13 protein-coding genes are annotated in these 15,122 nt (G+C 61.2%); 4 read left to right on the forward strand and 9 right to left on the reverse strand.

The genetic code is table 11. The features are described from left to right. Nucleotides 1-153: 153 nt before the first annotated feature. Nucleotides 154-498: a UrcA family protein gene (locus tag F0M18_RS12160; RefSeq protein WP_149611713.1), complete on the forward strand. Its 345-nt coding sequence runs from the start codon at nt 154-156 to the stop codon at nt 496-498. 193 nt (nt 499-691) lie between these two features. Here the strand turns inward: F0M18_RS12160 and rmuC are convergent, their stop codons facing one another. The 4 genes from rmuC to glyQ all read right to left on the reverse strand — a co-directional run bounded on the left by rmuC (nt 692) and on the right by glyQ (nt 5,889). Continuing rightward, nucleotides 692-2,194, reverse strand: coding sequence for a DNA recombination protein RmuC (rmuC, locus tag F0M18_RS12165; protein ID WP_149611714.1), 1,503 nt, complete (start codon nt 2,192-2,194; stop codon nt 692-694). Nucleotides 2,195-2,296: 102 nt separating this feature from the next. Continuing rightward, complete coding sequence (gene gmhB / locus F0M18_RS12170) at nt 2,297-2,854, reverse strand: D-glycero-beta-D-manno-heptose 1,7-bisphosphate 7-phosphatase (protein ID WP_149611715.1); 558 nt, start codon at nt 2,852-2,854, stop codon at nt 2,297-2,299. A gap of 2 nt (nt 2,855-2,856) precedes the next feature. Continuing rightward, a complete protein-coding gene (glyS, locus tag F0M18_RS12175; protein WP_149611716.1) occupies nt 2,857-4,935 on the reverse strand; it encodes a glycine--tRNA ligase subunit beta in 2,079 nt (692 codons plus the stop codon). 3 nt (nt 4,936-4,938) lie between these two features. Next, the gene (gene glyQ / locus F0M18_RS12180; RefSeq protein WP_149611717.1) at nt 4,939-5,889 is read right to left on the reverse strand and encodes a glycine--tRNA ligase subunit alpha; all 951 of its coding nucleotides are present in this window, start codon (nt 5,887-5,889) and stop codon (nt 4,939-4,941) included. Nucleotides 5,890-5,980: 91 nt separating this feature from the next. Here glyQ and F0M18_RS12185 point away from each other — a divergent pair, with 91 nt between their 5' ends. Next, on the forward strand, nt 5,981-6,874 hold the full coding sequence (locus tag F0M18_RS12185) for a lysophospholipid acyltransferase family protein (protein WP_149611718.1): 894 nt from the start codon (nt 5,981-5,983) through the stop codon (nt 6,872-6,874). 75 nt (nt 6,875-6,949) lie between these two features. Beyond that, nucleotides 6,950-7,738, forward strand: coding sequence for a co-chaperone DjlA (djlA, locus tag F0M18_RS12190; RefSeq protein WP_149611719.1), 789 nt, complete (start codon nt 6,950-6,952; stop codon nt 7,736-7,738). A 322-nt stretch (nt 7,739-8,060) separates the two neighbouring features. Here the strand turns inward: djlA and F0M18_RS12195 are convergent, their stop codons facing one another. From F0M18_RS12195 to def, 5 genes are all read right to left on the reverse strand, one after another. Further along, the gene (locus F0M18_RS12195) at nt 8,061-9,509 is read right to left on the reverse strand and encodes a TrkH family potassium uptake protein (protein ID WP_149611720.1); all 1,449 of its coding nucleotides are present in this window, start codon (nt 9,507-9,509) and stop codon (nt 8,061-8,063) included. 3 nt (nt 9,510-9,512) lie between these two features. After that, entirely contained in the window at nt 9,513-10,886 is a 1,374-nt protein-coding gene (gene trkA / locus F0M18_RS12200) for a Trk system potassium transporter TrkA (protein WP_149611721.1), read from the reverse strand. A 97-nt stretch (nt 10,887-10,983) separates the two neighbouring features. After that, entirely contained in the window at nt 10,984-12,276 is a 1,293-nt protein-coding gene (gene rsmB / locus F0M18_RS12205; protein WP_149611722.1) for a 16S rRNA (cytosine(967)-C(5))-methyltransferase RsmB, read from the reverse strand. Next, nucleotides 12,276-13,238, reverse strand: a complete 963-nt coding sequence (gene fmt, locus F0M18_RS12210; protein ID WP_149611723.1) for a methionyl-tRNA formyltransferase — start codon at nt 13,236-13,238, stop codon at nt 12,276-12,278. Before fmt ends, rsmB begins: the two co-directional genes overlap by 1 nt. Before the next feature lie 6 nt (nt 13,239-13,244). Further along, the gene (gene def / locus F0M18_RS12215; protein WP_149611724.1) at nt 13,245-13,751 is read right to left on the reverse strand and encodes a peptide deformylase; all 507 of its coding nucleotides are present in this window, start codon (nt 13,749-13,751) and stop codon (nt 13,245-13,247) included. Between the two features lie 275 nt (nt 13,752-14,026). Here def and F0M18_RS12220 point away from each other — a divergent pair, with 275 nt between their 5' ends. After that, on the forward strand, nt 14,027-15,058 hold the full coding sequence (locus F0M18_RS12220) for a LysM peptidoglycan-binding domain-containing protein (protein WP_149611725.1): 1,032 nt from the start codon (nt 14,027-14,029) through the stop codon (nt 15,056-15,058). Nucleotides 15,059-15,122 lie beyond the last annotated feature (64 nt).

Here is a 15,122-nt window from a genome sequence, read left to right on the forward strand (position 1 = left end):
GTGCATTCGTCGCCGCTGCCCCGCTATTGGCCGAATCACGGTTTCGCCCCTTACCGTTTTTTCCTAACTTAACTCCCAACACCGGCGCAGCGGGTGCTGAGCTGGCTGACAACACGGCAAGAAGCCGACAACATATGTGTAGGGAGAAATAGTATGAAAAACATCATGATCAAGTCTGTCCTGACCGCTTCGGTACTGACCATGGCAGCGGCTGCGCCCCTGCATGCCAGCGCCGATGGCCTTACTGAAACCATCGTTCGAAGCAAGGCACTGCCGTCCGCGGCTGTGACCTTCCACCGCTCAGAGCTGGCTACGGTAGATGGTCGCAGGGCCGTCGTAAAACGCGTGGAAAGAGCGGCCGAACAGGTTTGTGGTGATCTGGACTACCGCAAGCTGGGCAGCCTGCGTCGTGCTGCGGACAACCGGGAGTGCTATGACCGCGCTGTTGCACAGGCCATGGGCCAGATCGAGTCTGCGCAGGTGGCCAGTATCGACTGATGTACTTGCCGACCACTACAACCCCTGGTGGTGGTCAACTCGGGGCACTGCTTGCGGAGGCAGTGCCCCTTTACCTGGTTCACCATTTGAAGCTTTGAAGGGTATTGCAAGCATTTCGAAACCTGTCCAGCTCATGGATAGGCTTTACCGCTACTCGCAATCGGGTGATAGCGTGTGACTACTCACCGACAGGCTAGGATGCGCTATCCTCGTTGTTGATCACTTCCAGTTTTACCTTGTCGGCAGCGGCCTCTTCCTCTGCTGGCGCCGACTGTGCAAGCTCGATCGCTTCCAGCCGCTCCAGCTCGATATCGGCGTGTATCGGTTCCAGCTCGCCCAGGTTCTTGCTGGCCTTGCTGGACAGTTGTCGAAAGCGCTCCACCTTGCCATGCAGCCCCTGCTGTCCGGCCAGGCCCTTTACCGTCTGGTTGTAGTGATTGTTCGCTGACTTCAGTGTATTGCCCAGCTTTTGCAGTCGCTCTGCAACCAGGCAGACCTGGTTGTAGATCTCGCCCGCCCGGGTACTGATTTCCCTGGCCTCACGGTTACTCTGGTCGATCATCCACAGGTTGGCAACGGTGCGCAGGATGGGCATCAACGTGGTGTGCGACACCATCACCACCTGCCTCTGGTAGCCGTAGTTGAACAGGTCGCGATTGTATTTCATGGCCTCGATGTAGGCGGGCTCGACCGGCATGAACATGAGCACGAAGTCGGGGCTGTCCAGCCCGGAGAGGTTGCTGTAGTCCTTGGAGGACAGGTCATCAATGTGGTGACGCACCGCCAGTGCATGGGCCTTGAGGGCGTCGGCGCGCTGTTCTTCTGTCTCGGCGGAAATCGCGCGCTCGTAGTCGACCAGGGATACCTTGCTGTCTATCACCAGGCACTTGTTGTCGGGTAGCTTGATGATAAAGTCAGGCAGGCGGCGTTTGCCCTCCGCATCGGTGTAGCTGGACTGGGCGTCGTAGTGATCTCCCGGTAACAGACCTGCGAGCTCCAGCGTGCGCTCCAGTTGTGCTTCACCCCAGTTGCCGGTGGTTTTCTTGTCGCCCTTCAGGGCCGTGGTGAGGTTGGTGGCCTGCGTGTTCATCTCCAGGCCAACTTCCAGCACCTTCTTGATTTCCGCTTCCAGTGCACTGTGACCCTTGACCGACTCGGTATGCACCTCGTTGATACGACTCTGGAAGCCGCTGATCTGCTCGCGGAAGGGCTTGAGCAGGGCCTCCAGCGAGTCTTTGCTGGTTGCGGTAAAGTGTTTGCCCTTGTCTTCAAAAATACGGTTGGCGAGCAGTTCGAATTCCTGCTTCAGGTTGTCCCTGGCTTCTTTCAGCAGTTTGAGCTGGTCCAGGTGTTGCTCCTCTCGCTCCTCCTGCTGCGTGTGCAGGCGCACGTGTTCACTGCGCAGGTCCTGGTAGCGCCGGTTCTGCTGTTCCGCCTCATCCTGCAGGCGCTGCAGTTGTTCCCCTTTTTCCTGCAGGCGGTATCGCAGTTGCTCCCGTTCCACTTCCAGGGCGGTCACTTCGCGGTTGGTCGTGGCCAGTTCGAGTTGCAGGCTTTCATTGTCTTGCTGGAATTGCTGGCGTAATTTCTCGCTGACGCCCTGCCCGCGCAAGATGCCAGCCAGCAGGCCGAAGACGAACCCGCCAAGCGCGATGGCGCCGAAAATAAGAAGTTGCTGGATTTGTGCGTCTGTCATGCCCTGCCCCGTATGGTGTTGTTGCCAGTTTAAAGCAAACCGGGGCTACATAGCGGCATAAAAGTGAGCTGCATTCGCTCACCTGTCGTGTTTTCGCAGGGATCAGTCGTTGAGAATAGCGCGGGTGAACTCGGCCAGGTCATTGTAGACAGGCACTGATTGCGGGTCCCGCAGTGCCGCATTTCCCGCCTGCAGCTGTTGCAGGGTTGCTTCGCCTTTGCCGGTGAGCACGAGAACCGGCTGGCAATCGCGCGCCCTCGCCGCCTGCAGGTCTTTCAGGCTGTCGCCGACGAAGTAGCAGCCACTGACTGACTCCCCGGTTTCAGCGGCGATGGCATCGAGCAGGCCGGTGCCGGGTTTGCGGCAGGCACAGCCCTCGTCCGGCAGGTGCGGGCAGTAGAAAATACCGGTCACGGTACCGCCCTGCTCTTCTACCAACTGGCACAGGTGCTGGTGGATGGCTTCCAGGTCGTCAAGCGTGAAGTAGCCCCGGCTCAGCCCCGACTGGTTGGTGGCGATGACCACTCTAAAGCCGGCACGGCTCAGCCGGGCGATCGACTCCACACTCCCTTTGACAGGCTGCCAGTCAGCCAGGCTGCGAATATAGTTTTCCGAGTCGTGGTTGATAACACCGTCCCGGTCCAGGATCAGCAGCGGCATGGCTACTTGCTGACTACCAGCTGGGAGATGTCCGCCACTGCAAGGAACTGGTCGCGCAACTGTTTGAGCAGGTTGAGCCGGTTATTGCGCAGCGCCTGGTCTTCGGCGTTAACCATCACATCATCAAAAAACTGGTCTACCGGCGCGCGCAAAGCGGCGAGGCTGGCCAGTGCCTCGCGGTATTCGGCCTGCTGCAGGTGGCCGTCGGCGACGGCAGACAGTGACTGAAGCTGCACCGCCAGGTCCTTCTCTGCTGCTTCAGCCAGTAAGTCAGTACTCACATTGCCAAAGGGGTGCGAGGGGTCGAGCTTACCCAGGATATTGGAGACGCGTTTGTTGGCAGCCGCGAGAGCGGTGGCCTCCGGCAACTGGCTGAAGGCGTGCACGGCCAGGACCCTGCGCTGTATATCCAGGGGCCTGCTCAGCTTTTGGGCGGCCACGGCGCGGAATACTTCCACCGCGATGCCGTCTTCCTCGAACCATGCGCGGAAGCGTTCGATCATGTAATCCAGAACCTGCGCAACCGTGCCATCGGCCAGCACGCCGTCAGGGTATTGGCCGGCGGCGAGTTCAAGACAATCACGCAGATCAAGGTCCAGGCCTTTCTCCACGATGATGCGCAATACCGCCAGTGATGCCCGGCGCAGGGCGAAGGGGTCCTTGGAACCGGTCGGCGGTTGCCCAATACCAAATATGCCCACCAGCGTGTCGAGTCGATCTGCCAGGCCGAGGGCACAGGCCACGCCGCTCTGGGGCAGGCGGTCACCGGCGAACTTCGGCCAGTATTGCTGTGCGATAGCGGCGGCAACGTCCTCAGCCTCGCCATCGTGCAGTGCGTAGTAGGAGCCGGCGATGCCCTGCATGTCGGAAAACTCCAACACCATTTCCGTGACCAGGTCAGTCTTGGCCAGCAGTGCGGCGCGTTCCGCCTGCTCCACCGGGGCGCCGATTTTCAGGGCCAGCGCCCCCGCCAGCCGCTGTACGCGCCGGGTCTTGTCGGCGACAGTGCCCAGCTTCTGCTGGAACACCACGCTTTCGAGCTTCTGCACGCGCGCCGAAAGCGGTGTTTTCTTGTCGGTCTCGAAGAAAAATGCGGCATCGGCCAGGCGTGGACGGATAACCCGCTCATTGCCGGCAATGACCTGCACCGGGTCCTCGCTCTCGATATTGCAAAGGGTAATGAAGTTAGGCTTGAGATTGCCTTCCTCATCGACCAGATGGAAGTACTTCTGGTGTTCCTTCATGGACGATACCAGCGCCTCGGCTGGTACTTCCAGGAAACGTTCTTCGAAGGAGCCGGTAAGCGCCACCGGCCACTCAACCAGCCCGGTTACCTCGTCGAGCAGGTCCGGATCGATTACCGCCCGGGCGTTAAGTGCGCTGGCTTCGACCTCGACCTGGTCGCGAATCATCTGCTGGCGCTGTTCAAAGCTGGCAACCACTTTGGCGTCGGCCAGCGCCTGCTCATAGTCTTCCGGTTTTTCCAGCACGATGTCGCCGCTGGAGTGGAAGCGGTGACCCCGCGTTGTGTTGCCAGTGGGCAGGCCCAGTACCAGGCCATGATCGGCTTTTTCTCCCAGCATCGCCACGACCCAGTGTACCGGTCGCACAAACTCCACCCGGCTGGCGCCCCAGCGCATGCGCTTGGGTATTGGCAGTGCAGCGATGGCTTCGTGGATGATGTCATTCAGGCAATCGCTGGTGGCTACACCGGCTTCGGTTTTGCGCAGGCCCAGTCGCGCACCCTTGGGTGTATCGATAACCTCGAGCGCGTCCGCCTCCACGCCCTGCTTCCTGGCAAAGCCGGCAGCGGCCGGCGTCCAGTTACCGTCCTGGTCGCGGGCGCGATCCACGGGCGGGCCCAGCACCTCTATGTCCTTGTCTGCGCCGCGCACCTGCACGGCAGCGATCTGCACCGCCAGCCTGCGCGGCGAGGCAAACCAGCGCACTTCACCGTGGCCGAGCTCGCGGCCGGCCAGACCGGTAACAATGCCGTCGCGAAAGGCCAGGCCCAGGGACTTCAGCGCTTTTGGGGGCAGCTCTTCAGTGCCCAGTTCAATCAGCAGGGTTTCTGTAGTCATCTGTTACTTGGCCTCCGCCTGTATACGCTCCAGGACTTCTTCGCGGAGTGATTCGTCTGCGAGTGGGAAGCCCAGGGCCGCGCGCGCATCGAAATATGCCTTGGCCACGGCGCGCGCCAGTGTGCGTACCCGCAGGATGAAGCGCTGGCGCTCGGTGACCGAGATCGCGTGGCGCGCATCCAGCAGGTTGAAGGTATGGGAAGCCTTCATCACCATCTCATAGGCGGGTAGCGGCAGGTTTTTCTCTACCAGCCGCAGAGCCTCTTTCTCGCAGTGATCGAAGAAGCTGAACAGTTGCTCCACGTCCGCTTCCTCGAAGTTGTAGCGCGACATCTCTACCTCGTTCTGGTGGAAGACATCGCCATAGGTCACGGTGCCCGATGGCCCGTCAGCCCATACCAGGTCGTAGATGCTGTCTGCGCCCTGCAGGTACATGGCGATACGTTCGATGCCGTAGGTGATTTCGCCGGTGACCGGGTAGCATTCGAGGCCGCCCGCCTGCTGGAAATAGGTGAACTGGGTGACCTCCATGCCGTTGAGCCACACCTCCCAGCCCAGTCCCCATGCGCCCAGTGTGGGTGACTCCCAGTTGTCTTCGACAAAGCGCACATCGTGTATGGCGGTATCAACACCCAGCGCCTGCAATGACTGCAGGTAGAGCTCCTGGAAGTCCGCCGGTGAGGGCTTCATGACAACCTGGAACTGGTAGTAGTGTTGCAGCCGGTTGGGGTTTTCGCCGTAGCGACCGTCTGTCGGGCGGCGGCTGGGTTGCACATAGGCGGCATTCCAGCTTTCAGGCCCGACCGCGCGCAGGAAAGTGGCCGGGTGGAATGTCCCCGCGCCCACTTCCATATCCAGGGGTTGCAGGACGACGCAGCCCTGGTCTGCCCAGAATTGCTGGAGCCTCAGGATAAGCTCCTGAAATGTAAGTAGTTTGTTCTGTGTATCAGCCACGTTGTGTCCGTGCGGTCGCTGCGAAGGGCGGCTATTATACAGGCTCTTTTGGCGGCATAATACGCGCTTGGCCTGATTGTGAATTTCACCCATGGATAGCTTCAAGGCAGCGCTTATCAAGCTGCTACTGCATAGCTGCGCCCTGCTCCCCCTGTCCTGGGCGCGGGCGCTCGGCCGCGGTGCGGTGCGCCTGTACTGGCCCTTCGGCGGGCGCAGCCGCAAGGTTACCGAGCGCAATATACAACTCGCCTTCGCCCATCTCGAGCCCGCACAGCAGCAGGCCCTGGCCCGCCGCAGCCTCGGTGCCACCGGGGAACTGGCTGCTGAAATGGGCCATGTGTGGCTGCGTCCGTGGGACTATGTACAGGGTCTGGTAAAGTCGGTGGAGGGTGCGGAGCTGATCACCGCGGCACAGGCCGAGGGTCGAGGTGTTATTGTGCTGGCGCCGCACATCGGCAACTGGGAGATTGTCGGCCTGCACCTGGGCATCCTGGGCAATACAGTCTCGCTCTACGAGCCACCGAAGCTCCAGGCCCTGGGGCCCCTGATTGAGCGCGCCCGGCAGCGCAGTGGTGCGACCCTGGTACCCACAGACAGTCGCGGCCTGGTGCGCCTGTTGAGGAGCGTAAAGGGTGGCGACATCTCGGGCATTCTGCCGGACCAGGCGCCGGGTGACGTAAACTCGGGCGAGAATGTGCCGTTTATGGACGTGCCCTGCTTTACGCCTACGCTCGCCAGTAACATGATTCGACGCACCGGGGCGCTGGCAGTTTTTGGCATGGCCGAGCGCGTCAGTGCGGGCTTCGCAGTGCGCTATTTTCCTGCCGAAGACGCGATCTATGACGAGGATGTGCTGGTTTCACTGGCGGCCATGAATCGCGGCGTTGAGCAGTGTGTTGCGCATTGCCCGGAACAGTACCAATGGGAGTACAAGCGTTTTCGCGTGCGCCCGAAGCAGGGGCCCGGTGTCTACGACGATCTGTGATCGCGCGCCTGTTAACACAACCCTGAATCTCTGCGGCTGGCATCAGTGCGGCTGGCCCCAGTAAGGAGCTGTCACTTGTTCTACGGAAAACTCATCGGCGGTGTTATTGGCCTGCTGGTTCTCGGGCCGATCGGGCTGATCCTGGGTGTGATTGTCGGCCACCTGTTTGATAACGGCTTGATGCAGACCCTGAAGTTTGCGTCACCCCAGAATATCGCTCGCATCAAGCAGAGCTTTTTCGAAACCACGTTCCTCCTCTCCGGGTTCCTGGCCAAGGCGGATGGGCGGATTTCGGAACAGGAAATTGCCCACACTGAAGCCGTGTTCACGCAAATGGGGCTCAACGCTGAACAACGCAAGCGGGCGATCGAGTTTTTCCAACGCGGCGCGGCGGCGGATTTCCAGCCGGAACCTGCGGCAGCGGCCTTTATTGAAATAACCAGGGGCCAGCGCCAGCTGTGCCAGACACTGCTGTTCTTCCTGATCTCCCTGGCCCTTGCGGACCACCGGATAGACGATGCGGAGCAGGCCGCCCTGCAGCGCATTGCCACCCTGCTGGGGTTCAGCGCCGCCGAGCTGGCCCAGTTCCTGCGCATGGCACAGGCGCAGGATCATTTCCATGGCTCGGCCGGTTACGCCGCCCAGCCGGGTACCAGCCTGGAAGACGCCTACGAGGCGCTGGGGGTTTCGGCGGACGTGGACGACAAGGGCCTGAAACGCGCCTATCGCAAGTTGATGAGTGAGCACCACCCGGACAAGCTGATCGCCCAGGGCGTGCCCGAGGATATGGTCAAACTGGCCACGGAGCGCTCGCAGGAGATCCAGGCGGCTTATGAAATGATCAAGAAGTCGCGTGGTGGTTAGGTTGCGCCACGCTGGTTTCAGGATCAGCTAACCGGCCCTCCACCGGGCCATGCGTTCCGGCACGGCCACAAGCTCCGCCGCTTCTTGGGCCGCCGCGTAACTCGGGCAGCGGTTGCTGGGCGCAACCGCTAAGCGCCCTCAGACATCCACGGCGGAAAGCCCCCGGCGAATCGGCTGCGCAAACAGCGGTGGCCTGATTGTTCCGGAACGCATGGCCCGGCGAAGGGCCTGCATACGTTAGCGATATCTATGGTGAGGCACAGCCTGGCGGCAATGGGCTCTCATCGTAATGGAGTTCCACGGGCCGCGCTGGCAGAACCCCCTAGATCCGCCAGAACATCGGCGTGAATAACACCAGCAGGGTGAATACCTCGAGGCGTCCCAGCAGCATGGTGAAACAGAGAATACCCTTTGCGGTATCGCTTATAGAGGCGTAGTTAGCGGCCACTTCGCCCAGGCCGGGGCCGAGGTTGTTGATGGATGCCGCCACCGCAGAGAACGCTGTGGTGAAGTCCAGCCCGGTGGCCATCAACAGCAGCATGATGACGATAAAACAGGTGGTGTATACGGCAAAGAAACTCCACACCGCGCTCACCACTGACGCCTCCACGCGGCGCCTTCCGACCTTTAGCGGGATCACGGCATTGGGGTGCACCAGTTGTTTCAGCTCGCGCACGCCCTGCTTGTAGATCAGCATCAGGCGCATGGCTTTCATGCCGCCGCCGGTCGACCCCACGCAGCCTCCCATGAAGGAAAACATCAGCAGCATCACCGGGAGAAAGGAGGGCCAGTGGGCGAAATCCTGGGTCGCGAACCCTGTGGTGGTGGTGATGGAAACCGCCTGGAAAATACCGTGTACCACGCCGTCCGACGGCTGTAGCGTGCCGCTGAGGATGAGGTAGGTACAGGTGATGGCAATACAGATCAGTAATACGCCCGAGAAAAACCGTGTCTCGGAGTCCTTGCGATAGGGTGCGATGTTGCGCCGACGCCAGAAAATGAAATGCAGGCCGAAGTTGATCGCCGAGATATACATGAACAGGCTGCAAATCATCAAAATGGTGTTGCTGTCAAAGTAACCCATGCTGGCGTCGTGGGTGGAGAAACCGCCAATGGCTACTGTCGACAGGGCGTGGGCAATGGCGTCGAAAGGGGTCATGCCTGCGGCCCAGTAGGCCAGCGCGCACACCGCCGTGAGCGTGATGTATACCGTGGCAAGCGCCTTGGCGGTCTCGGTAATGCGCGGGGTCAGCTTGCTGTCCTTGGATGGGCCCGGTGTTTCGGCCTTGTAGAGCTGCATGCCGCCGATGCCCAGCATGGGCAGCACCGCCACAGCGACCACGATGATGCCGATGCCGCCCATCCACTGCAGCAGCTGCCGGTAGATCAGGATTGACGCCGGCAGCGAATCCAGCCCCACGATTACCGTGGCTCCGGTGGTGGTCAGGCCGGATATAGACTCAAAAATCGCTTCCGTTGTGGTCAGCTGCAGGCTCTCGGTGAGTATGAAAGGCAGTGACCCGAACAAACCGAGGACGGTCCAGAACAGGGAGGTAATGAGAAATCCGTCGCGAATACGCAGCTCGTGCCGGGCGTGCATCACCGGTACCCAGATGGCGAGCCCGGAGAAGAAGGTAATGCCCAGGGCTGACAGGAAGCCATCTGCCGTGTTGTCTTCGGCGATCAGCGCCGTCACCAGCGGTATCAGCATGGTGCTCGAAAACAGCATCAGCAGGATGCCAAGTATGCGCAGTGAGACCGAGATATGCATCGATCAGAAGAACCCGAAGCCCACGGCGAAGAGTTTTTCCACCGCGTTGATCTTGCGCTGGTCCACCAGGAACAGGATAACGTGGTCGTCGGTCTCCACCACGACGTGGCTGTGGGCGATGAGCACCTCTTCCCCGCGCACGATGGCACCAATGGTCACGCCGTCCGGCAGGGTGATTTCATCCAATCGTCGCCCCACCACTTTGGAGGAATGGGGGTCGCCGTGGGCGGTGACCTCGATAGCCTCCGCCGCGCCCCGGCGCAGTGAGTGCACATTGCTGATGTCGCCTTTGCGCACATGTGTCAGCAGGCTGCCGATGGTGATCTGCTGTGGGGAGATCGCGATATCGATTTCATCACCAACCAGTTCGGCGTAGGCCGGATTGGTAATCAGCGTGATCACTTTCTTGGCGCCCATGCGCTTGGCCAGCATCGACATCATGATGTTGGATTCATCGTTATTGGTCAGGGCACAGAACACGTCGTTGGCTTCGATGTTCTCCTGCGCCAGCAGCTGTGGTTCAGAGGCGCTGCCATTCAGGACAATGGTGTGGCGCAGCCGTTCCGACAGGATGCGGCAGCGCTTGTAGGATTGCTCGATCACCTTGACCTGGTACTTGCTTTCTATCGATTGCGCCAGCGTGGCGCCGATGTTGCCGCCGCCGGCGATCATGACCCGCTTGTAGGGCTTGTCGACGCGGCGCAGTTCGGACATCACCGCGCGTATATTCTCCCTGGCGGCAATGAAGAACACCTCGTCGTCTACTTCGACCACGGTGTCGCCTTCGGGGATGATCGGGCGATCCTGGCGGAAGATAGCCGCGACCCGGGTGTCCACCTTGGGCATATGCGTGCGGATTTCCTGCAGTTCATGCCCCACGATGGGACCGCCGTGGTAGGCCCGCACCGCGACCAGCTGTACCCGCCCCTCCGCGAAGTCCAGGACCTGCAGTGCACCGGGGTTGGCGATCAACTGCTCAATATTCTTGGTGACCAGTTGCTCCGGGCCGATGATTACATCCACCGGGACATGATCGCGGTTGAACAGCTGCTCCTGGTGGGCAAGGTAGTTGGGCGAGCGCACGCGCGAAATCTTCGTGGGTGTGTTGAACAGGGTGTGGGCAACCTGGCAGGCCATCATGTTGATCTCATCGGAGTTGGTTACCGCGATGAGCATGTCGGCGTCTTCGGCGCCGGCCTTGAACAGGGTGTTGGGGTGGGAGGCGCCACCGGCCACAGTGCCGATATCCAGCCGGTCCTGGAGGGCCCGCAGTTTGCTGCCGTCGGTGTCGACGACAATAATATCGTTCTGCTCATTGGCCAGGTGCTCGGCCAGTGTGCCACCGACCTGGCCGGCTCCCAGAATTATGATCTTCATTGCTTGCGGGCTCAGCTAACTATCGGGAAACAATAAAGAAAAGCCCTGCACATTGTAAGGGCCGCCGCAGGGAATAGTGCACAAAGCACGGTCCCGGTCAGCGTTTCTGCAGGCGGGCAAAAAACAGTCCGTCGGGGCCGCCCTCGCGGGGCAGCAGCTGTCTGCCGCAGCGGACTTTCTCGCCCCAGGGCGCATCGGTATCCAGCAGCAGGGCGTCATCGCGCTGGCCGAGGAAGGTCGCGATGGCTTCGCTGTTTTCCAGTTCGAGTATGGAACAGGTCACGTACAGCAGCAGGCCGCCGGGTTTCAGCAGCGGCCAGAGACCGTGCAGGATGTCCACCTGCTGCGCGCCCATGGCCGCAATATCCTGTTTCCGCCGCAGCAGCTTGATATCGGGATGGCGCCGGATCACACCACTGGCACTGCATGGCGCGTCAACCAGCACATGGTCAAAGCCCGCGTGGGGCAGGTCTGCGATCGGGCTTGCGGCGTCCATGGTCAGCAGTTCAGCCTGCAGCGACAGTCGCTGCAGGTTTTCCTGCACGCGCTGCAAACGCGTGGCATCCACGTCCGCAGCGACCACTTCGCCGACTTCAGGATAGCGCTCCAGTAAATGGCAGGTCTTGCCCCCCGGGGCGGCACAGGCGTCGAGTACGCGGTCCCCCGGGCGCACCGGCAGCAGGGAAGCCGCCAGCTGCGCGGCTTCGTCCTGCACGCTGGCCAGGCCTTCGCCGAAACCCGGGATGTCTGCCACATCCATCGGCCTGTGCAGGTACACCGCCTCGGCAGACAGCGCCCCGGCCTGGGCCTCAATACCCTTCTCCGCCAGTAATTGCAGGTAGGCCTCGCGCTGGATTTGCCTGCTGTTTACACGCAGTGTCAGCGGCGGCTGGCTGTTGTTCGCGGCAATGATCTGCTGCTGGTGTGCTGGCCATTGCGTGCCGATAGCGCGATACAGCCACGCCGGGTGGGCTGCACGGGCGGCCTCGTCAAGCCCGGCAACCAGCTCGTCCCGTTCGCGCAGGAAGCGGCGCAACACCGCGTTACACAAACCCTTGCTCCAGGGTTTTTTCAGCGCACGGGTGGCGGCTACTGTCGCCGAGACGGCAGCGTGATCCGGTATGCGTGTGTCTTCCAGCTGGTACAGGCCGCACAACAACAGGCCCTGTACATCCCGGTCCTTGTCGCGCAGTGGCTTGTCCAGCAACTGGCGCAGTATGGCCTGCAACCGGGGTGCCTGGCGCAGGGTTCCGTAGCACAGCTGTTGCAGCAGGCCGCGATCACGCGCTGCCACCGTGTCCAGCGCGGCTGGCAGTACCTGGTTCAGTGACTTGCCTGCCATGACTTCGGCCAGCAGGCGGGCGGCGGCGGCGCGGGTATCCAGCGCCATTATTCAGCGCTTACCGGGGAGGCGAAGCGGGTGCCGGGGGTGAGCATGTCGGCATTGCCGTTGAGGACTTCGGCGACCTCCATTGGTCTCGACCCCGGCAGTTGCAGCTGCTCGATGAGTAGCTGGCCTTCGCCACAGCTAACCAGAATGCCGTCGCGCCCGGCTTGCAGAATGGTGCCGGGTGGTTCGGGTAGCGGCGCGGTGCCGGCGGGCCGGGCGCGCCAGATCTTGACGCGTTTGTCCTGCAGGTGGGTGAAACAGATCGGGAAAGGGTTGAAGGCGCGGATACAGCGGTCCAGTTCCACTGCGGGTCGGCTCCAGTCTACGGCGGCCTCTGATTTGAGTATCTTGTCGGCATAGGTGGCCGCGTCGTCATCCTGCTGTACTGCCCGCGCCTGCCAGCCGGGCAGGTCCGCGAGTACCTCGCACAGCAGCGGTGCGCCCAGCTCGGCCAGGGTATCATGCAGGCTGGCGCTGGTTGTTTGCGGTGCGATTTCGCAGCGCGCGCTGGCCAGCATGTCTCCGGTATCCAGGCCCTCATCCATCTGCATGATGGTAATGCCGGATTCGCTGTCACCCGCTTCAATCGCTCGTTGTATCGGCGCAGCCCCGCGCCAGCGCGGCAGCAGGGAGGCGTGGACATTGATACACCCGAGGCGGGGCGCCTGCAGCACGGCCGCGGGCAGGATCAGGCCATAGGCCACGACCACCAGTGCATCGGCCTGCAGTGCGGCCAGCTCTTTCTGGGCTTCGGTATCGCGCAGGGAGGCGGGTTGCAATACCGGGATGCCGGCCGCTTCCGCCATGACCTTTACCGGGCTGGCCTGCAGTTTCTTGCCCCGGCCAGCGGGCCTGTCGGGCTGCGTGTAGACGCCGACTAGTTGGTGCTCACTATCAATGAGAGCGCTGAGATGTGTGGCGGCAAAGTGGGGTGTGCCGGCGAAGATGAGTTTTAGTGGCATCGCGAATCAGGCTCTGCGGCGCTGGTCTTTCTCCAGCTTCTTGCGAATACGATTGCGCTTCAGGGGGGACAGGTAATCGACGAACAGTTTCCCGTCGAGATGATCGATCTCGTGTTGCAGGCAGATCGCCAGCAGGCCGTCCAGTTCCTCGGTGCGGCTCTCCCCTGCCCGGTCCAGTGAGGTCACGCGGATACGCTGGGGGCGCTCAACTGTCTCATAGAAGCCCGGCACGGAAAGGCAGCCCTCGTCGTATTGCCCCAGTTCCGGATCCAGCACTTCCACTTCCGGATTGATGAACACGCGCGGCTCGTCGTGCTGTTCAGAGATGTCGATCACCAGAATGCGTTCGTGCACATTGACCTGTGTGGCTGCGAGGCCGATACCGGGTGCTGCGTACATGGTTTCAAACATGTCATCGATGAGCGCGCGGTGCGCGTCTGTCACCGTGGCCACGGGTTTGGCCACGGTGCGCAACCGGGGGTCGGGGAATTCCAGTATGTCCAGTACAGCCATGTCGTACGGTGCTCTTTTAAGAAGTTTCAGGGGCCGCCACCAGGTGCGGGAAAAGTAACTTTTTGGCTTGCCAGCGGCAGATCGCGGCAGCACACTGTAGGCTATTATACTGTCTGGGAATAAGGGGTGCCCAGTGGTGGCTTGCAGGCTTGCCGCCCGGGTGATTGTCCCAGACAGGCATCGCCAGCGGGTTAAAGCCGGCCCACTGGGGTGTTTGTGTCGGTATCGGGTAGATAGCCGGCAGCGCATAAAAATGGCCAGGCAGGGACGGAAAAATGAAAATAAGGTCACTTTCTATCGGGTTGCTTTGGGCTTCGCTGGTGTTCAGCGCATGCCTCCAGGCAGCGGTGGCACTCAAGGAAGACGTACCCGAGACATATATCGTCCAGAAGGGCGACACCCTCTGGGGCATCTCCGGGATGTACTTGCAGGAGCCCTGGCTGTGGCCTGAACTGTGGGACGTGAACCCCCAGATAGACAACCCGCACCTGATTTATCCCGGTGATGAACTGTACCTGGTCTGGGTGGACGGCCAGCCACGCCTGCGCTTGCGTCGTGGCCGTGACGTCAAGCTTGATCCCAGCATGCGCGTGACACCCCTTGACCTGGCGATACCGCTTATCCCGCTGGACCAGATCGGGGCATTCCTGTTGCGCCACCGCATCCTGGCTGCGGATGACATTAACAACTCTGCCTATATTGTCTCCGGAGACAAAGGCCACCTGATCAGCGCCCCGGGCGACATTGTCTATGGCCGCGGACCCTTCCCCGATGGTGAGCGCACCTACGGCATTTACCGCGCCGGTGACACCTACCGCGACCCGATCACCGAAGAGCTGCTGGGTTACCAGGCCCAGGATATCGGCAACGCCAAGCTGCTCAGCTCCAACAAGGCCAAGGTAACCGAGCTGGAGATCAACCGTGTCACCGAGGAAGTACGGGTCACGGATCGCCTGCTGCCAATGGATGAGCGCGTGATCGATGCCACCTTCCATCCACGTGCCCCGGAAGTCGAGATTGAAGATGGCTTTATGATTGCTGTCGACGGCGGTGTCACCCAGATCGGTACCACCGACATCGTGGTGCTCAACAAGGGCCTGCGTGATGGTGTGGAAGTAGGCCATGTGCTGGCTATCTACCAGTCAGGTGAGCTGGTGTTCGACCAGGTGGCCCAGGAAAACGTGTTGTTGCCTGATGTCCGCGCCGGCCTGGCGATGGTATTTGAGTCCTTCGAGAAGGCGAGTTACGCGCTGGTTTTGAAGTCAAATAGGCCGTTAAAGGTGCTCGACAAGGTCAAGAACCCCTGATTCACTAATACGGTATCGCAGGAAGCGATACCGTGCGGGTGCGCGGCAGCCCTGCTGTCGCCCC

Origin of the sequence: Pseudohalioglobus sediminis (assembly GCF_008370495.1) — a bacterium.
Lineage (GTDB): Bacteria > Pseudomonadota > Gammaproteobacteria > Pseudomonadales > Halieaceae > Halioglobus.